At 63.7% G+C, this 17,408-nt stretch carries 16 protein-coding genes; 5 read left to right on the top strand and 11 right to left on the bottom strand.

The genetic code is table 11. The features are described from left to right. Positions 1-5: 5 nt before the first annotated feature. From AB9K35_RS24085 to AB9K35_RS24045, 9 genes are all read right to left on the bottom strand, one after another. Positions 6-626 carry a LysE family translocator gene (locus AB9K35_RS24085; protein WP_222454599.1) on the bottom strand — a complete coding sequence of 207 codons (621 nt, stop codon included), beginning with the start codon at positions 624-626 and terminating at the stop codon, positions 6-8. After that, entirely contained in the window at positions 623-1,720 is a 1,098-nt protein-coding gene (gene recF, locus AB9K35_RS24080) for a DNA replication/repair protein RecF (RefSeq protein ID WP_369930060.1), read from the bottom strand. The genes AB9K35_RS24085 and recF overlap by 4 nt, the downstream gene beginning before the upstream one ends. Before the next feature lie 97 nt (positions 1,721-1,817). Beyond that, entirely contained in the window at positions 1,818-2,939 is a 1,122-nt protein-coding gene (gene dnaN, locus AB9K35_RS24075; protein ID WP_369930058.1) for a DNA polymerase III subunit beta, read from the bottom strand. A gap of 228 nt (positions 2,940-3,167) precedes the next feature. Next, positions 3,168-5,618 carry an FAD-dependent oxidoreductase gene (locus AB9K35_RS24070; RefSeq protein WP_369930056.1) on the bottom strand — a complete coding sequence of 817 codons (2,451 nt, stop codon included), beginning with the start codon at positions 5,616-5,618 and terminating at the stop codon, positions 3,168-3,170. 81 nt (positions 5,619-5,699) lie between these two features. Then, positions 5,700-6,716, bottom strand: coding sequence for a GlxA family transcriptional regulator (locus AB9K35_RS24065; RefSeq protein ID WP_369930054.1), 1,017 nt, complete (start codon positions 6,714-6,716; stop codon positions 5,700-5,702). Between the two features lie 26 nt (positions 6,717-6,742). Then, on the bottom strand, positions 6,743-9,193 hold the full coding sequence (locus tag AB9K35_RS24060; protein ID WP_369930052.1) for an FAD-dependent oxidoreductase: 2,451 nt from the start codon (positions 9,191-9,193) through the stop codon (positions 6,743-6,745). Positions 9,194-9,263: 70 nt separating this feature from the next. Continuing rightward, entirely contained in the window at positions 9,264-9,836 is a 573-nt protein-coding gene (locus tag AB9K35_RS24055; RefSeq protein ID WP_369930050.1) for a helix-turn-helix domain-containing protein, read from the bottom strand. Positions 9,837-10,032: 196 nt separating this feature from the next. Further along, the gene (locus tag AB9K35_RS24050; protein WP_369930048.1) at positions 10,033-10,488 is read right to left on the bottom strand and encodes a GAF domain-containing protein; all 456 of its coding nucleotides are present in this window, start codon (positions 10,486-10,488) and stop codon (positions 10,033-10,035) included. A 78-nt stretch (positions 10,489-10,566) separates the two neighbouring features. After that, entirely contained in the window at positions 10,567-11,739 is a 1,173-nt protein-coding gene (locus AB9K35_RS24045; RefSeq protein WP_369930047.1) for an acetyl-CoA C-acyltransferase, read from the bottom strand. Between the two features lie 94 nt (positions 11,740-11,833). Here AB9K35_RS24045 and AB9K35_RS24040 point away from each other — a divergent pair, with 94 nt between their 5' ends. The 3 genes from AB9K35_RS24040 (at position 11,834) to AB9K35_RS24030 (ending at position 14,497) form a co-directional block, all read left to right on the top strand. Further along, positions 11,834-12,178 carry an STAS domain-containing protein gene (locus tag AB9K35_RS24040; protein WP_222454590.1) on the top strand — a complete coding sequence of 115 codons (345 nt, stop codon included), beginning with the start codon at positions 11,834-11,836 and terminating at the stop codon, positions 12,176-12,178. 35 nt (positions 12,179-12,213) lie between these two features. Then, a complete protein-coding gene (locus tag AB9K35_RS24035; protein WP_369930044.1) occupies positions 12,214-12,663 on the top strand; it encodes an ATP-binding protein in 450 nt (149 codons plus the stop codon). A 259-nt stretch (positions 12,664-12,922) separates the two neighbouring features. Beyond that, entirely contained in the window at positions 12,923-14,497 is a 1,575-nt protein-coding gene (locus AB9K35_RS24030; RefSeq protein ID WP_369930041.1) for a gamma-glutamyltransferase family protein, read from the top strand. A 78-nt stretch (positions 14,498-14,575) separates the two neighbouring features. Here AB9K35_RS24030 and hspQ read toward each other — a convergent pair whose 3' ends face one another. Further along, entirely contained in the window at positions 14,576-14,902 is a 327-nt protein-coding gene (gene hspQ / locus AB9K35_RS24025; RefSeq protein WP_369930039.1) for a heat shock protein HspQ, read from the bottom strand. 86 nt (positions 14,903-14,988) lie between these two features. On the opposite strand from hspQ, the gene AB9K35_RS24020 reads away from it, so the two are divergent. Together AB9K35_RS24020 and AB9K35_RS24015 are read left to right on the top strand one after the other, a co-directional pair. Then, positions 14,989-15,876 carry an AEC family transporter gene (locus AB9K35_RS24020; protein ID WP_369930037.1) on the top strand — a complete coding sequence of 296 codons (888 nt, stop codon included), beginning with the start codon at positions 14,989-14,991 and terminating at the stop codon, positions 15,874-15,876. A gap of 71 nt (positions 15,877-15,947) precedes the next feature. Beyond that, entirely contained in the window at positions 15,948-16,535 is a 588-nt protein-coding gene (locus tag AB9K35_RS24015) for a lytic transglycosylase (protein WP_369930035.1), read from the top strand. A gap of 243 nt (positions 16,536-16,778) precedes the next feature. On the opposite strand, the gene AB9K35_RS24010 is transcribed toward AB9K35_RS24015, so the two are convergent. Beyond that, positions 16,779-17,354 carry an outer membrane lipoprotein carrier protein LolA gene (locus AB9K35_RS24010; protein ID WP_369930033.1) on the bottom strand — a complete coding sequence of 192 codons (576 nt, stop codon included), beginning with the start codon at positions 17,352-17,354 and terminating at the stop codon, positions 16,779-16,781. Positions 17,355-17,408: the final 54 nt, after the last annotated feature.

The raw sequence follows: 17,408 nt of genomic DNA, 5'->3' as shown, positions 1-17,408 counted from the left end.
GGCGCTCAGGTGAAGGGGATCACCAGCCCGACGCAGATCAGAAGCGCGCCGGAAACGAGGTTGATCCGCCGCCGGATCCGCGGGGATGTGACCGCGCGGCGCACCCGGTGGACCATTCCGGCCAGCGCCAGATTGCCCAGCAGCGGGATCAGGAAGGACAGCACGACGATTGCCGCGACATCACCTGCCGTGGTGGCCGAGAGGTCAAAGAAACCGGGCAGCACGCCCATGTAGAACAGGATGGCCTTGGGGTTGCCCAGGATGGCTGCGATCCCGGCCATGAACCCCGCCCAGACGCCGGGACGGGTCAACGCGCGGTTTTCCTCTACCGCCGCGCCAGCGTGCCGGATCAGCAGGTATCCCATGCCCAGGAACATCAGACAGGCCACCCAGCGCAGCAACGTCATGAGGCCGGTGAACTCGGACACCACCCAGGACATGCCCGCGACGGCAATCAGCGGCCACAGGATGTCGCCGACCGCCACCCCCACCGCCAGTGGCCAAGCGGCGGGAAAACCGCCGGAAACCGAACGCGCGACCAGCGCCAACCACACCGGACCCGGTGTCAGGAACAGCACCAGCAAGGCTCCGGCATAGAGCGTCAGGTCCCAGGCCGAGACCGTCATACCTGCGAAATCTCCGACGTTCCGCCACTGTCGGAGACCTCCAGCAGCTGTGCGCGGCCCGCCAGTTCGGCAAACAGCTCCGCGCCGGTGCCCGTCATCCAGGCCTGGGTGCCAAGGGCGCAGATCTCGTCATAAAGTGCGGCACGACGCGCGGCGTCGAGATGCGCGGCGACCTCGTCCAGCAACAGGATCGGCGGCGCGCCTTCGCGTGCGGCCAGCGCCCGCGCATTGGCCAGGATCAGCGAGACCAGCAGCGCCTTCTGCTCGCCGGTGGAACACTCCCTGGCCGGGATGCCCTTGGCACGGTAGGTGCCGATCAAATCGCTGCGGTGCGGCCCCACCAGGGTACGCCCGGCCGCCAGATCGCGAAACCGGCTCTCCTCCAGCGCCGCTTTGAAATCCGCTTCGCTGCCGGGCATGCTGCCCTCGGACTGGATCAGCTCCAGTTCGGCGGCAGGAAAGGCGGTCTCAGCCTCGGTCTGCGCCTGCTGCAACAGGTCCACCGCCGCGACCCGCGCCGCGTGCACCCGGTGACCTGCGGCCGCCATGCGGTCCTCCAGAACCCGGTACCAAGCGGCGTCGCGCACCTGCTCCTTCAGCAGCCGGTTGCGCTCGCGCATAGCCTTTTCATAATCCAGCGAGGCCTCCGCATGGGCGGGCTCGAAGCTGAGCGCGATGCGGTCCAAGAAGCGCCGCCGCCCTTCGGCGGCCTCGATCCACAGCCGGTCCATCGCCGGGATCAACCAGACCACCCGCACCACCTGTCCCAATGCGACCTGGCTGGCGGACTTGTTGTCGATCTTCACCTGCCGGGCGTTGCCGCCTTCGGACCAGGTTTCCAACTCATAGGCCTGGCTTGGGGCTTGCAGGGTGGCCTTCAGCTTCCAGCCCAAGGCCTCGGGCTGACGGGCCATGTCGGCGGCGCTGGCGCGGCGCAGCCCGCGCCCGGGGGAGAACAGCGAAACCGCCTCAAGGATGTTGGTCTTGCCCGCACCGTTGTTGCCGTAGATGGCCACCGGCCGCCCGTCCAAATGCAATTCCGCCCGCAGATGCGAGCGGAAATGAGACAGGGTCAGGGCAGTCAGGGCCAGCACGCGGCGCGCTCCCTTTTCATCTTTCCAAAAATACTCGTGTCCGACCGCCTGGCAGGCGGATCCGCCGCCGGGAGGGAAGGCCGCGCGGTCAGGCGCGTCAGACCCGCATCGGCATCACGACGTAGACGGCGCTTTCGTCGTTGCCTTCGCGCATCAGGGTCGGATCGCCGGAAGAGTTGAACATGAACACGGCGTTTTCGCGGTCCACCTGGTTGGCGATCTCCAGCAGGTACTTGGCGTTGAAGCCGATTTCCAGCCGTTCATCGCTGTAGGCCACCGCCAGTTCTTCCTCGGCGGCACCGCTGTCAGGGGCGTTCACCGACAGGATCAGGCGGTCTTCCTCCAGCTGCAGCTTCACCGCGCGAGAACGCTCGGAAGACACCGTGGCAACCCGGTCCACGGCCTGCGCGAATTCAGCCGCGTCCACCTCGAGACGGCGGGTGTTGCCCGCGGGAATCACCCGGGTGTAGTCCGGGAAGGTGCCATCGATCACCTTCGAGGTCAGGGTGATGTTCGGGGTGGCAAAGCGCACCTTGGTTTCCGAGACCGACACCGCAATATCCATGTCGTCGTCATCGAGCAGCTTGCGCAATTCGCCGACGGTCTTGCGCGGCACGATCACGCCGGGCATGTCCTCGGCGCCCAGCGGCAGCTCGGCATCGATACGGGCCAGACGGTGACCATCGGTGGCCACGGCACGCAGCGCCTTGCCGCCTTCGGCAGCATTGGACACATGCAGGTAGACACCGTTCAGATAATAACGGGTCTCCTCGGTGGAGATGGCGAATTTCGACTTGTCGAACAGGCGCCGCAGCACCGCCGCCTTGGCCGAGAAGTTGGAGTGATACTCCGAGGAGGCCATCACCGGGAAATCCTCGCGCGGCAGCGTCGCCAGCGAGAAGTTGGAGCGCCCGGCCTCGACCGTCAGGCGGCCGGTGGCGGCATCGGCGCTCAGCGTGACCAGCGCGCCATCCGGCAGCTTGCGCACGATCTCGTGCAAGGTGGTCGCGGCCACGGTGGTGGCGCCGGCGCGCTCAATCTGGGCGGGGGCCTTGTCGACCACCTCGATGTCCAGGTCGGTGGCGCGGAACTGGACGCTGTCGCCCTCGGCCTCGATCAGCACGTTCGCCAGAATCGGAATGGTATTGCGGCGTTCCACCACCGACTGCGCCTGCGCGACGGCCTTGAGAAGCGTGCCGCGTTCGATGCTGATCTTCATGTCCCAAATCCTCTTCGTCTGGCCCTGTCAGTAGCCGGGACAAGCAACCTAGCGGTTTACCCCTGCCATACAAGGCTTTTTATGGATTTCTCCAAGGGATTTCAGGCGGGGTCAAGAGGCCGCGCGCGGGCAGCTTCCGAAACCAGAGGATTCGTTGCAACAGAACCCGCAATGCGGCCACAGCGACCGCAGCCCTGCCACCGCCTGGGGCGACGGCAGGGCTGCGCCTCACAGCTTCACACGCTCGGACTTCGGGTCATACATCGGCTCCAGCGAGACTTCAGCGGGCACACGCACGCCGCAGACGTCGATTTCATAGGTCGAGCCGAGCACATCCGCCGCACTTTCGCCTGCGCAGGGCACGTAGCCCAGGCCGATGGCGGCCCCCAGCGTGTGCCCATAATTGCCTGAGCTGAGGTAGCCGACATATTGCCCGTCGCGGAGGATCGGCTCATTGTGGAACAGCAGCGGCTCGGCATCGGTGAGCTTGAATTGCAGCAACCGGGTTTTCGGTCCGCTTTCCTTGCGCTCCAGCACAGCGGCCTTGCCGATGAAGTCGTCCTTGTCCGTCTTCACCGCGAAGCCAAGCCCGGCATCGATCACGTGATCCTCGCAGGTGATGTCATGGCCGAAGTGGCGGAAGCCCTTCTCGATCCGGCAGCTGTCCATCATGTGCATGCCGCACAGCTTAAGCCCGATGTCCTGCCCCGCTTCCCACAGGGTTTCAAACGCGTGGCCTGCCATATCGGCGCTGACGTAGACCTCCCAGCCGAGCTCGCCCACGTAGGTGACGCGATGCACACGGGCGAGGCCCATGCCCAACTCGATCTCCTGCGCGGTGCCGAAGGGGTTGGTGTCGTTGGAGAAGTCGTTGGGGGAGACTTTCTGCAACAGCTTGCGCGCATTCGGGCCCATCACGGCGAGCACACCCTCGCCCGCGGTCACATCGGTAATCACTACGCGGCGGTCGCCCACATGGCGCAGCATCCAGGTCTGGTCGGTAAGCCGCGTGGCGGCGGGGGTGACCACGAGATAGGCGGTCTCCGACAGGCGGGTTACGGTCACGTCCGCCTCAATCCCGCCGCGGGGGTTGAGGAACTGTGTGTAGGTGATCTTGCCCACGGGCACCGAAAGGTTCGCGCCGCAGATGTAATTCAGGAAGGCTTCGGCGTCGGGGCCTTCGACGCGGATCTTGCCGAAGGAGGACATGTCGTACATGCCGACGTTTTCGCGCACGGCGCGGTGTTCGGCGGCGGAGTTCTCGAACCAGTTCTGGCGCTTCCAGCTGTAGCGGTATTCGCGCTCCTGCCCCTCATTTGCGAACCAATTGGCGCGCTCCCAGCCTGCCAGTTCGCCGAACACCGCGCCCTGTTCCTTCAGGTGGTGGTGGAAGGGTGTGCGGCGGACGCCGCGGGCGGTGGCTTTCTGGCGGTAGGGGAAGTGGTCGGCGTAAAGCAGACCCAAGGTCTCCTTGGAGCGCTCATAGAGGTAGTGCCTGTTGCCCTGGAATGGCTGCATCCGGGAGATATCGACATCGCCGAGGTCGAAGGGCTTCTGGCCGTCCTCCATCCACTGCGCCAGCGCCATGCCGGCGCCGCCCGCGGACTGGATGCCGATGGAGTTGAAACCCGCCGCGACCCAGACATTGTCCATCTCGGGCGCGAGGCCAAGGTGGTAGGCGTCATCCGGGGTGAAGCTTTCGGGGCCGTTGAAGAAGGTGTGGATGCCCGCTTCCGCCAGCATCGGCATGCGGTTGCAAGCGGCCTCAAGGATGGGTTCAAAGTGGTCGAAGTCCTCGGGCAGCTGGTCGAACTCGAAACTGTCGGGGATGCCGTTCATCGCCCAGGGCTTGGCGTTGGGTTCGAACGCACCCAGAAGGATCTTGCCAGCGTCTTCCTTGTAGTAGGCGCATTCGTCCGGCACCCGCAAAACCGGCATCTGGGTGAGGCCCGTGATGCCCTCGGTCACGATGTAGAAATGCTCGCAGGCGTGCAGCGGCACGTTGACGCCCGCCATGCGGCCGACCTCGTGGCCCCACATGCCGGCGCAGTTCACCACCATGTCGGCTTGGATGTGGCCCTGCGACTGGCCGTCGTCGCTGACCCAGTCGACGCCGGTGACACGGCGGCCTTGTTTGGCGATGCCGGTCACCTTGATACGCTCTTTCACCACCGCGCCGCGCTGGCGGGCGCCCTTGGCCAGCGCCAGCGCGATATTGGCCGGATCGCCCTGCCCGTCCTTGGGCAGCCAGACGCCGGCGGTCACGTCATCGATATTGAGATGCTCGTATTTCTCTTTCACCTCGGCCGGAGAGATTTCCTCCACCTCTACCCCGAAGGCGCGGGCCATGGCGGCCTGGCGGAAGATCTCTTCCTTGCGCTCCTCGGTGAGGGCCACGGTGATCGAGCCGCAACGCTTGAAGCCGGTGGCAACGCCGGTCTCCGCCTCCAGCGCGCCGTAGAGCTCCTGGCTGTATTTCGCGAGCTTGGTCATGTTGGCGGTGGCGCGCAGCTGCGCGATCAGCCCGGCGGCATGCCAGGTGGTGCCGGATGTCAGCTGCTTGCGCTCCAGCAGCACCACGTCCCGCCAGCCAAGCTTGGTCAGGTGATAGGCTACCGAGCAGCCGATCACGCCGCCGCCGATGATGACCACGCGGGCCGAATTGGGAAGATCGCTCATTTCATCGCTCCGGGTTGCAGTCAGCTAGGATTACCACGGCAAGGCGGCGAAAAATGTATCATAAACGTCAGCCTGCCCCGGCTATTCAGCGGCACCTTCGTTTTTCGATCCGGTCGCACTGCTCGGTCGGCGGCGCTTGCGCAGGGTCAGCGGGGTGATTCCGAAGACCTGCCGGTAAAGCGTGGAAAATCCGTTCGGAAAGCCGCAAGCGAAGCCGATTTCCCGCACGCTCATGCTGGTGTTGAGCAGCAGGTTATTGGCGCGCGACAGGCGCATCTCGCGGTAAAAGCCGTTCGGCGTGGTGCCCAGGTAGCTGCGGAACTTGCGTTCCAGCGAGCGGGTGGAGATGTCCAATTGCGCCACCAGGTCACTGATCGGCACCGGTTCTTCGATGTTGTCCTGCATCACGCGGATGCAGTGATCCAGATCGCGGTCGCCGGTCACCGTCGGCCGCACCCCGGCGAAGGGCTGCAGGGAGCCAAGATCGCGCACCCGCTCGTGCAGCAGGATGTCGCTCACCGCCACCTGCGCGGCCGCCGAGGTCAGCCGCCCGACCAGAGCCAGCACCACGTCCAATGTTGCATTCATCCCCGCGCATGTGACCAGCTGCCCATCCTCGCTGGCCAGTGCATGACTGGCATCGGACAGCCCAAGCCGTTCCCGCAAAAGCGTGGAATTCTCCCAGTGGGTGGTCAATCGCCCGCCGCCTCCGCCCTGATCGCGGATATAGCGCGCCGCGGCCTCGGCCAGCAGGTAGACCTTGGCTCCGCGGCTCGTGTAGCTGGAAATCGCCCGTGCGTCGGCAAGCCCCGGATGATCCGGGTCCGAATTGCCGAGGAAGAAGGCAAAGTCGGCATCCGCGCGCTTTGGCAACGGTTCGGTATCGGCGCGCAGCCCGGCACGACAGCCGACCTGACCGCCTGCGGCAGAGCGCAAGGTCCAGACAAAAGGCGGCTGCGCCAGCACCCGGTTGGCGATACGCAGCACTTCGACCAGAGCGGAAAACTCCGTCAGCACGAAACCTTCGCACAGGATGATATCAAATCGCCAGATCCGGGTTTCCCCGGATCTGGCCTGCTGCTGTGTACGTTCAGCCACCTCTTTGCGCATGTGCGGTCGCGGCCTCAGGCCCGCAGACGGCTGTTGTCGGGATCCCACAGCGGCTGATCCTCCTGCACCACGGCGGGATATTTCCGGCCATAGATCTCCACCTCGACCTCAGTGCCGGGCACGGCCAGATCGGCACGTATCATTCCCAAGGCGATGGAAGCATTCACGCGATAGCCCCAGTCGCCGCTTGTGGTTTCGCCGATGATTTCGCCGTCCTTCCAGATGCAGGACATATAAGGGGCATCGGCGTCGCCAGCCTCAACGATCAGGGTAACGAACGCTTTCTTCACCCCCTCCTGATGCTCCCGCAGCAAGGCCGCCTTGCCCGGGAAGTCCTGAGGTTTGTCCAGTTTGACAAACCGGGCCAGCCCCCCTTCCAGCAGCGAATAATCCGTGCTGAGATCGCCCTTCCACGCGCGGTAGCCCTTCTCGATCCGCAAGCTGTTCAGCGCATACATGCCAAAGGGTTTGGCCCCCGCCGAAAGGATCGCCTCATAAATTTCCGGCTGGTGCTCATTGGCGCAATGCACCTCCCAGCCCAGTTCGCCTGCAAAGGACACCCGCGCCAGCGCACAAGGGTGGCCCGCGACGGTGGCAGGCTGGTGCGACAGCCAGGGCAGCGACAGGTCGGCCTCGGTGCCGATTGCCTGAAACAACTCGCGCGATTTGGGGCCGGTGACGATCATGGTGGCGAAATCCGCCGTGTGGTCGGTCAGGCTCAGGCTCTCGGGAAGCGATTTGCGCAGAAGGTCAAAGTCATGCCATTGCGCGGCACCTGCGGTGATCAGGGTGAAAAAGTCCTCCTCGTGGCGCAGGCAGGACATCTCCGTCAGGATACGCCCCCGATCATCGGCGATATAGATCAGGTTCATCCGCCCGACCTTGGGCAGACCGCCCGCGATCAGCCCGCGCAGGGCTTCGGCCGCACCGGGACCCGAGAGGTTGAAACGCGAGAACCCCGGCAGGTCCAGCACGCCGACGCCATCGCGCACCGCCTCACACTCCTCGCGGATGCGCGGCTGCCACGGCCCGGCGCGGCCCCAGGTCTGGGTTGCCTCCTCCGAGGTGTCGTCGCCTGCTTTCGCAAACCAGTTGGCGCGCTCCCAGCCGTTGTAGACGCCCATCTGGCCCCCCAGCTCAACAATGCGCTCATGCACCTGGCTGACCTTCTTGTTGCGCGCGGCCGGCCATTCGTGGCGGGGGAAGTGCATGGCGTATTCGTTGCCGTAGACCTCCATGCCCTTTTGGTTGCAGTAGTCCTGATCGGTGTAATCGGTGTAGCGACGCGGATCGACGGCCCACATGTCCCATTCGGTCCGCCCGTCCACGATCCATTCCGCCAGCACCTTACCGGCGCCGCCGCCCTGAGCGATGCCAAAGGTGAACACGCAAGCCTCGAACGCGTTGTCCACGCCCGGCATCGGCCCCAACAGCGGCAGCCCGTCCGGCGCATAGGGGATCGGCCCGTTGATGACGCTGGAGACACCGGTGGTCTGCATCAGCGGCACCCGCTCCATCGCGTCGGCAACGATGTCTTCGATCCGGTCGAGATCATCGGACCAGAGCTGGAACGAGAAGTCCTCGGGCATCTGATCATCCGGTGTCATCCAATGGCCGCGGCAGTTCGGCTCATAGGGGCCGAGGTTGTAGCCGTTCTTCTCCTGGCGCAGGTAATAGGAGACGTCGACGTCGCGGATCAGCGGCAGCTTCTTGCCGGTCTGCTTGCTGTGCGCCTCGATCTCGGGGATCTGTTCGGTCAGCAGGTATTGATGGCTCATCACCATCATCGGCAGGGTGCGACCGCCATAGGTTTTGAACCACTCGCCCACGCGCTGCGCGTAGTAGCCGGCGGCGTTCACCACGTAGTCGCAGGCGATGTCGCCCTTCTCGGTGTGTACGATCCAGGTCTTGTCCGGCTGCTGCGTCACCCCGGTTGCCGGGCAGAAGCGCAGGATCTTTGCCCCCATGTCGCGCGCGCCCTTGGTCAAGGCCTGGGTCACCTGCGCCGGGTCGATGTCGCCGTCGGAAGGATCCCACAGCACACCTTTCAGGTCGTGGATCTCCAAAAACGGGTAGCGCTCCTTGGCCTGTTCCGGCGTCCAGATCTCCATGCCGATGCCCTGGTAGCGGCCCATGGAGCAGGCGCGCTCGAACTCCTGCATCCGCTCCTCGCTATGCGCCAGCCGGATCGAGCCGGTCTGGTGATAGTTCATCGGGTAGTCCACTTCCTCGCCGAGGCGGGCATACAGCTCGGTCGAGTAGCGCTGCATGTTCATGATCGACCAGGAGGTGGAGAAGGTCGGCACGTTGCCCGCCGCGTGCCAGGTCGAGCCTGCCGTCAGCTCGTTCTTTTCCAGAAGCACGCAATCGCTCCAGCCCTTCTTGGCCAGATGGTAGAGTGATGAGCAGCCCACGACGCCGCCGCCGATGATGACCACACGGGCCTTGCTTGGAAAATCGGACATGATTGCTCCCTGTTCTTGTCTGTCAGTCCTGTTGCGGCGCTGCCGCCGCTGTTCTTTTTCGAATTCGGTGTCAGTAGACCGGCGGCGCGATCACCCAGACCGCCACAGCCGGTTCATCGTACGGGTTGACCCATTGGTAGGGTTCGTGCCGGATGCGGAAACTGTCGCCCGGACCAACTGTGAAGGCACGACCGCCGATCACCAGGTCCAGTTGCCCCGAGATCATGTAGCCCACCTCCTGCGTTGGCCGGTTCGCCGGTGTCTGCATGCGCGAGCGGGGACGAAAGGTGGAATGCACCATCTCGAAATCATCGGTCAGATCCGGCGACAGCAGTTCCTCGATCAGCCCTTCCTCACCCGATCCCATCGGGCGGCGACTGCCCGCCCGCACCACATAACCATGCTCGGCCGCGGGTGCCTCGGAGTGGGCGAACAGCATCGACATCGGCACGCCCAGCGCCTGCGCGATCTGCCGCAAATCAGAGATCGACGGTTCCGACAGGTCGCGCTCAACCTGGCTGAACCAGCCGACGGAGCGATTGAGCCGCGCCGCGATCTGCACAAGCGTCAGCCCGCGCGCTTTGCGCAATGCGCGAATATCCGCCCCCAATGTCGCTCCGGCCCGCACCTGTTCGTTCACCATCTCGCTCCGAATCTCGTGAAAAAATCGTCTCGAATTTCATCATGGCCTGCGGGCATGAAATTTCAAAGCATTTTTTCACGCACGTTCCCAAATGCAGAAAACCTCCCGGCACTCGCTGGCGCCGGGAGGCTTCTATCTGGTCAGAGATTTTGCTGCGGGTCGGCGGAAACCTGGATTCTACCGGGCCCAGGTGCCGTCAGAGCCGACCGAACACCTGCGCCAGGATCGCTGTCAGCTGATCGGCATCTTCCTGGGTAAAGGCGTCGGGTTGATCGCTGTCGATGTCAAAAACGCCGATCAACGCCCCCTGCCCGTTCCAAACGGGCAGGACCAGCTCCGAGCGAGTCGTGGATGCGCAGGCGATATGCCCCGGGAAGGCATCGACATCGGCCACCAGCTGAACCTCGCCGGTGCGGGCAGCGGCACCGCAAACGCCCCGGGAGAACGGAATCTGCAGGCACCCGTGCCCACCCTGATACGGGCCGATCTTCAGCAGTTCCGGAGCAACGACGCGGTAGAACCCCGTCCAGTCAAAGCGGGAATCGGCGTGATGCACCTCGCAAGCGAGCGTGGCCATCAGCGCCACTTCATCGGTCTCGCCTTCGGTCAGCGACGCGATGGTCTTGGCCAGGGTGTCATAGTCGGCGCGCATGGGCTGTTCTCCTGAAACGTAACAGAGGGGGCTGTCTGCCCCCTCCTGGTCTTGCGGTCAATTGCTCTGTGCGGCTGGTCAGACCCGCTCGATCGCGATGGCCGTGCCTTCGCCGCCACCGATGCAGATCGCAGCCACACCGCGTTTCAGCCCACGTTTTTCCAGCGCGTTCAGCAAGGTGACCATGATCCGTGCACCGGAGGCGCCGATCGGGTGGCCCAAGGCACAGGCACCGCCATTCACATTCACTTTGTCGCGGGAGATGCCCATTTCATGCATGAAGGCCATCGGCACCACGGCAAAAGCCTCATTCACTTCCCACAGGTCGACATCCTCGACGCTCCAGCCGATGGATTTCAGCAGCTTCTGCGCCGCGGGCACCGGCGCGGTGGTGAACCAGCCCGGCGCCTGGGCGTGGCTGGCGTGGCCGAGGATACGCGCACGCACATTCAGACCCTGCGCCTTCGCGGCATCGGAAGAGGCGAGCACAAGCGCCGCCGCGCCATCGGAAATCGAGGACGCATTGGCCGCGGTCACCGTGCCATCCTTGCGGAAGGCCGGTTTCAGGGTCGGGATCTTCTCGGGGCGCGCTGATTTGGGCTGTTCGTCAGCGTCGGTCACCACGTCGCCCTTGCGGGTCTTTACCGTCACCGGCGTGATCTCGCCGTCGAAGGCGCCGCGCTGCTGCGCGTCCAGCGCGTTGGACAGCGACTTCAACGCGTATTCATCCTGTGCCTCGCGGGTGAACTGGTATTTCTCGGCACAGTCCTCGGCGAAAGTACCCATCAGGCGTCCCTTGTCATAGGCATCTTCCAGCCCGTCGAGGAACATGTGATCGATCACCTGACCATGGCCGAGACGCGCCCCGCCCCGCATCTTGGGCAGCACGTAGGGGGCGTTGGTCATGCTTTCCATGCCGCCTGCCACCATGGTCTCCGCCTGGCCCAAGGCAATCTGGTCAAAGGCGATCATCGCCGCCTTCATGCCCGAGCCGCACATCTTGTTCAGCGTCGTGGCCGGCACCTCCTCGCCCAGCCCTGCTGCAAAACCGGCCTGGCGGGCGGGGGCCTGGCCCTGCCCGGCAGGCAGCACGCAGCCCATCAACACCTCGTCCACGGTGCGGGTACCAGCCCCTTCCAGTGCCGCCTTGATGGCCGCGCCGCCGAGCTCCGACGCCGTCACACCGTCATACATGCCCTGAAAACCGCCCATCGGCGTCCGGGCGGCACCGGCAATAACAACATCTTTCATGCAATTTTCCTCCAAGTTTCGGAACAACACCTACAGAATAGTAAGCTTTGCAGTCTAGAGTGCTGTTGAGACACACAAGAACCAGGGGAATACCATGAGCCTGACAACCACCATGACGGACGGTGCCCAAATCGTCAAAGTCAATGCCGAGCGCATTGACGCCGCCATGGCCATCCAATTCAAGGAGGACATGCGCACCGAGACCGAGAGCGGGCCTGACCGTGTCATCCTGGATCTGTCCGAAGTGCAATTCATTGATTCCAGTGGTCTGGGCGCTATCGTCGCAGCGATGAAGCAACTGGGAAGCGGTCGCAAGCTGGACCTTGCCGGGCTGACCCCCATGGTCGAGAAGGTGTTCCGGCTGACCCGCATGGACACGATTTTCGACCTCTACGCATCGCTCAGCGACGCGACCGCCCCGGCAGACGCCAACTCCTGACACCGACCGCGCAGGACGCGCAAAGCGAGATATTGATGGTAAAAACATTTGCCTGCTCGTTCACAGCCACGAATCTGGATGCCCGGTCGGGGATAACTTCAGTCGTGGAGGAGCTGCGCTCCCTCGGAGTGCCAGGTCCGCGTGTTGACGAAGTTCAGATCGCCCTGACCGAGGCCGTGAACAACGTGGTCGAACACGCCTATGCCGGAAGCGCGCCCGGTGATGTACGAATTCGGGGTGAGCTGCATCCCGAACGCCTGTGGATCAGTATCCAGGACGCCGGGGCGCCCTTTCAGGCCGGTATCCTGCCTGAAGGTCGACCAGCTGACGTGGATGTGCCGATCGAAGATCTGCCCGAAGGCGGCTTTGGCTGGTTCCTAATTCGCGAGTTGGCCAGCCAAGTGCAATACGAGCGAACCGACGGAAACAACAACCTGTCCCTTTGCTTTGAAATCCAGGTGACGGGACAGTCGGCCGACGCCTAAGCCTCGCACACCTCCCCGTTGCGCCGCGGCCACCTCTGACCGGGTTGCCCAGCGGGTCTTTTCCTGTTGGCATTATGCCCAGACGCCACGCGTTGCGCCCTCTCGTGCAAAGTCTGGCGCTGCCGTGCACATGACCGCGTGACCCCTCTTTCCGTTCAGAACACCGCCCTTCCGACATCTGCTGCGACCTTTTCGTGACAGCTTGAGCTTCGATCACGGTGGCCATAGGCTCCGCGCAACAACAGCGAGGAGCAGGTTCATGCGCGATTTCCACTATCCCGGCCGGTCCGCCGTGATTGCCACAAACGGCATGTGCGCGACATCACATCCGCTGGCGGCGGGAGTCGCAGTGGACATTCTCAAACGCGGCGGCAACGCGATGGATGCTGCAATCGCGGGAGCCGTTCTGCTGGGGATCTGCGAACCTCAGATGACCGGCATCGGTGGCGACTGTTTTGTACTGCAGTCCCGCCCCGGCGAGCCGGTACGGGGGCTGAACGGATCCGGTTGTGCGCCGGCAGCCGCAAATGCGGCAGCGTTGCGCAACCGTGGTCTTACGACGATACCGCTGCGCAGCGCAGATGCGGTGACCATCCCATGCGCGATAGACGCCTTTTGTCAGCTGGCCGAACGCGAGGGGAAACTCGGGCTGGACGCGCTTTTGCAACCGGCCATTCACTATGCCGAGGAGGGAGTTCCGGTCGCCGCGCGAACCGCCTTTGACTGGAAGAAAGACGCCGCCGCACTGCAAGGCGCAGCGCGACGCCATTACCTGAAGGATTGCAATCCGCTGAAAACGGGCGAGCTGTTCCGCGCGCCGGGACAGGCGGAGGTGCTGCGCCGCATTGCCCGCGATGGGCGGGACGGGTTCTACCGCGGCGAGGTCGCGGAGGACATGATCGCCACGCTACAAGCACATGGCGGCGTGCATGCCGCGGAAGATTTTGCTGCGGCGCGCGCGTTTGCCACGGAACCCGTGGACGGCAGCTACCAGGGGTATGAGCTGTCGGAGCATCCCCCAAACGGACAGGGAGCCACCGCGCTGCTGCTGCTGAACATCCTGAAGCATTTCGACATTGCCGCGATGGACCCGCTGGGTGCAGAACGCGCGCATATCGAGGCCGAAGCGGCCAAGCTGGCCTATGATGCGCGCAACCGTTTCCTGGCAGACCCGGACCATACCACGCGGCTCGCGCATATGCTGGCGCCGGAAACGGCCGCCGGTCTCGCCGCACTGATCGACACCAAACGCGCGATGCCCGCTGCCGCACCGCTGAGCGAGGCCATCCACAAGGACACCGTCTACATCACAGTCGTCGACCGCGACCGGATGGCGGTCTCGCTGATCTACTCGATCTTCCATGGCTTCGGCTCGGGCATCGCATCCGAGAAATTCGGCATTCTGCTGCAAAACCGGGGCGCAGGTTTCAGCCTGGAAGAGGACCATCCGAACGAATTGGCGCCAGGCAAGCGGCCCATGCACACGATCATTCCGGCAATGCTGAAGCAGGGCGGCGACGTGATCATGCCTTTCGGCGTGATGGGCGGCGGCTATCAGCCCACAGGCCATGCGCGGCTTGTCAGCAACCTCAGCGATTTCGGCATGGAGCTGCAATCGGCCATCGATGCGCCGCGCTGTTTTGCCGACGGTGGGGTGTTGAAGGTGGAACGCGGATATGATGCCGCGGTGCGCCAGGCATTGGCGGATCTCGGTCACAAGATCGACGTGCCTGACACCCCCTTGGGAGGGGCGCAGGCCATCCGCATCGATGCCTCAGGCGTGCTGATTGGCGGCAGCGACCCGCGCAAGGATGGCTGTGCGCTGGGGTATTGAGCCGCGCATCATCGCCTTTGCCTCGACAAGGAAGGCGGGCCGGGTCACGGTCCGCCACCAGGTGCACAAAGGGGCCTGTCAGTTCAGCGGGTAATGCAGCGCATAGGCGGCGCCATCGAAATTTCCGAACATCTCTGGCACGTCCGGATGACCGACCGGCTCCCCCGAATAATCGGCCACCAGATTCTGTTCCGAGACATAGGCGACGTAATAGGTCTGATCGTTCTCCGCCAACAGGTGGTAGAACGGTTGATCCTTGACCGGGCGGCTGTCCTCGGGGATTGCCTCGTACCATTCTTCGGTGTTGGCAAATTCCGGGTCGACATCAAACACAACGCCACGAAACGGGTGCTTGCGATGGCGGACGACCTGCCCGAGATTGTATTTTGCGCGTGTTCTCATCATGGTCATGTCTGCCTTTGTACATAGTAAATAGCGCGCCCACAGGGCAATTGTCCAACAGTTGACATAAATTTTCAGGGAAACAGACTGTGAACCTCGCCTTGACAGTGCTGGAAATAACAGCGCCCGTCTTTCTGCTCGCGCTTGTCGGCTTTACCTGGGTGAAGCTGGGATTCGAGTATCGCACCGATTTCGTGACCCGCCTCGCCATGACCCTGGCGGTGCCCTGTCTGATCTTCACCGCCTTGATGCAAACCAGTCTGGACAAGGCGGCCCTGGGCCATTTCATGCTGGCCGCGCTGCTCGGCCATGGCATTCTGGCGGTGGCGGGCGAAATCCTCTGCCGCAGCGCCGGGCTGGATCGCCAAACCTTTCTGGCACCCTTCATTTTCGGCAACACCGGCAACATCGGTATTCCACTGTCGCTGTTTGCTTTCGGCGACGCGGGGCTGGGCTATGCGGTGGTGATGCTGGCGGTCTCGGCGATCCTGTCATTTACCTATGGTATCTACCTCGTGGCGGGTCACAGCGCAGGCAGCAAGGCGATCCGCGAACCGATGGTCTGGGCAACACTGCTTGGCGGGCTATTCCTGTGGCAGGACTGGCAGACACCGCCTTTCCTGACCAACACGCTGTCCTTGGTCGGGCAGATGGCCGTGCCGCTTATGCTGATCACCTTGGGCACCGCGGTGGCCCGGCTAACCCCGGGGCGCACGGGCACCGCGGTGGCGCTTTCCCTGGTCAAATTCGTGGTCAGCGCCGCGACCGGCTGGGGGCTGGCGGTGGCCTTCGGCCTCGACGGGACCGCCGCGGGCGTGCTGATCCTGCAGCTGGCCACTCCGGTTGCCGTGACCGCCTATCTGCTGGCCGAGAAATTCAAGGCGGACTCGCAGGCGGTGGCCGGGCTGGTGGTGGTCTCCACCCTGATGGCGGCACTATTGCTGCCACTTTTGCTCGGGCTGGTGCTGGAAATGTGATTTCCCCCGCAACCGCGATCCGCTAGACTGCACCAAAAGAAGATCACAGGCACAAATCACGGGCAGAGGTCATGAGCAGACTTATCAGCGCCCTTATCCTCCTCTTGGCTGTTGCGTCTTGTGGAGGCGGGTACAATACGCCACCGCGCAACCTGGACAATGCGTGCAGCATTATCCAACAGCGCCCCGAATACCTGAAAGCATTCCGCAAGACCCAGAAGCGCTGGGGCGTGCCGGTACATGTGCAGATGGCGACGATCTACCACGAGAGCCGTTTCCGCGGCGATGCACGTACACCGCATCAATATGTGCTGGGGGTGATCCCGGTGGGCCGTCAGTCCAGCGCCTATGGCTACAGCCAGGCTCTGGACGGCACCTGGGACGATTACCGGCGCGAAACCGGAAACCGTCGGGCCAAGCGCGACCGCATCAGCGACGCCACCGACTTCATGGGTTGGTACATGCGCAAGAGCTACGAGCGGAATGGCATCGCCCTATACGATGCGCGCAACCAATACCTCGCCTACCACGAGGGGCACAGTGGATTTGCCCGCGGCAGCTACCACGCCAAATCCTGGCTGATGCGCGTCGCAGCACAGGCCGAGGCGCGCGCGCAGATGTACCAGGCCCAATTGGCAACCTGCCGGAAGTTCCGCTGACCGGCCGCAAGAAAAACACCATCTCAGGCGGGGGCAATCCCGCCTGAGAGGTCAAATTTCTGCAAGAATTATTCCCCAAAGGCCCTGCACTGCGCCAAGGCGCTGCGCGGGCGCGTTCATGGTTTCGCCCATCGTGCCGGCCTAGCCCATTGTTTCGCAAAGGCATGCGCTGCGACAGGCCGACAGGGGTAGCCCGTCAGCCCATCACATGGCGCAAAGGTCGCGATCTTACCGACCGATCCGTCAGGGAGAGGTGCTGAACAGTCTCGACGGCAGCTTCTTTCCGGTTTCCAGCGGCCCCAGCACAACCGTCGTCTGGCTGCCGGAGCTGTCGTGGAGCACCCATTTGCGCAGTTCGACAGGATTGCTGGTGAACATCAGTTCGATACTGCCGTGTTCGGGGTTCTCCGGATCCTGCGCGCGAACCACCGTGGACGTGCCGTCAAACCCGTGCCCCACAACCATGTTGGCCCGTCCCAGGTTGACCTGACGTGCCAGAATGATCGACAGCGGCGTCCGCTTCAGCGGATAGGTCTCCGGTGGCTGGTTCGACTTGGGGTCCTTGATGACCACGGCGCCGGCGCCGGCAATGACGGTGCCGCCTGCTTTGCCATCATATTCGAACCGCATCCGCCCGGGGCGATGTATGTACAGCTTGCCGGTGGACAGGCTGCCGTCATCGTTGATCTGGGTAAACGAGGTCGTGGCCGTGGTGATCCCGTTCAGATAGCGCGAGATCTCATTCAGGCTCAGCTTCTCTGCGGCCCAGGAGGCCGGGGCGCAAAGGGTGAGGGCAAGGGCAAGGGCAATGCGTTTCATACCCTTGAACATAGGCAGGCTTTGGCAGATGTGAAGATGCCGGGCGCACCCTGC

It is taken from the genome of Leisingera sp. XS_AS12 (genome assembly GCF_041224635.1).
Lineage (GTDB): Bacteria > Pseudomonadota > Alphaproteobacteria > Rhodobacterales > Rhodobacteraceae > Leisingera.
Note: the sequence above shows the minus strand (reverse complement) of the source record. Positions and strands in the feature narration are given on the sequence as shown.

What these genes read in the sequence shown, in the direction of transcription:
- AB9K35_RS24035 (WP_369930044.1), top strand. Translation starts at nt 12,214, where the DNA reads ATGGTAAAAACATTTGCCTGCTCGTTCACAGCCACGAATCTGGATGCC.
- AB9K35_RS24050 (WP_369930048.1), bottom strand. Translation starts at nt 10,488, where the DNA reads ATGCGCGCCGACTATGACACCCTGGCCAAGACCATCGCGTCGCTGACC.
- AB9K35_RS24045 (WP_369930047.1), bottom strand. Translation starts at nt 11,739, where the DNA reads ATGAAAGATGTTGTTATTGCCGGTGCCGCCCGGACGCCGATGGGCGGT.
- AB9K35_RS24015 (WP_369930035.1), top strand. Translation starts at nt 15,948, where the DNA reads ATGAGCAGACTTATCAGCGCCCTTATCCTCCTCTTGGCTGTTGCGTCT.
- AB9K35_RS24010 (WP_369930033.1), bottom strand. Translation starts at nt 17,354, where the DNA reads ATGAAACGCATTGCCCTTGCCCTTGCCCTCACCCTTTGCGCCCCGGCC.
- hspQ (WP_369930039.1), bottom strand. Translation starts at nt 14,902, where the DNA reads ATGATGAGAACACGCGCAAAATACAATCTCGGGCAGGTCGTCCGCCAT.
- AB9K35_RS24030 (WP_369930041.1), top strand. Translation starts at nt 12,923, where the DNA reads ATGCGCGATTTCCACTATCCCGGCCGGTCCGCCGTGATTGCCACAAAC.
- dnaN (WP_369930058.1), bottom strand. Translation starts at nt 2,939, where the DNA reads ATGAAGATCAGCATCGAACGCGGCACGCTTCTCAAGGCCGTCGCGCAG.
- AB9K35_RS24040 (WP_222454590.1), top strand. Translation starts at nt 11,834, where the DNA reads ATGAGCCTGACAACCACCATGACGGACGGTGCCCAAATCGTCAAAGTC.
- AB9K35_RS24070 (WP_369930056.1), bottom strand. Translation starts at nt 5,618, where the DNA reads ATGAGCGATCTTCCCAATTCGGCCCGCGTGGTCATCATCGGCGGCGGC.
- AB9K35_RS24085 (WP_222454599.1), bottom strand. Translation starts at nt 626, where the DNA reads ATGACGGTCTCGGCCTGGGACCTGACGCTCTATGCCGGAGCCTTGCTG.
- AB9K35_RS24060 (WP_369930052.1), bottom strand. Translation starts at nt 9,193, where the DNA reads ATGTCCGATTTTCCAAGCAAGGCCCGTGTGGTCATCATCGGCGGCGGC.
- AB9K35_RS24055 (WP_369930050.1), bottom strand. Translation starts at nt 9,836, where the DNA reads ATGGTGAACGAACAGGTGCGGGCCGGAGCGACATTGGGGGCGGATATT.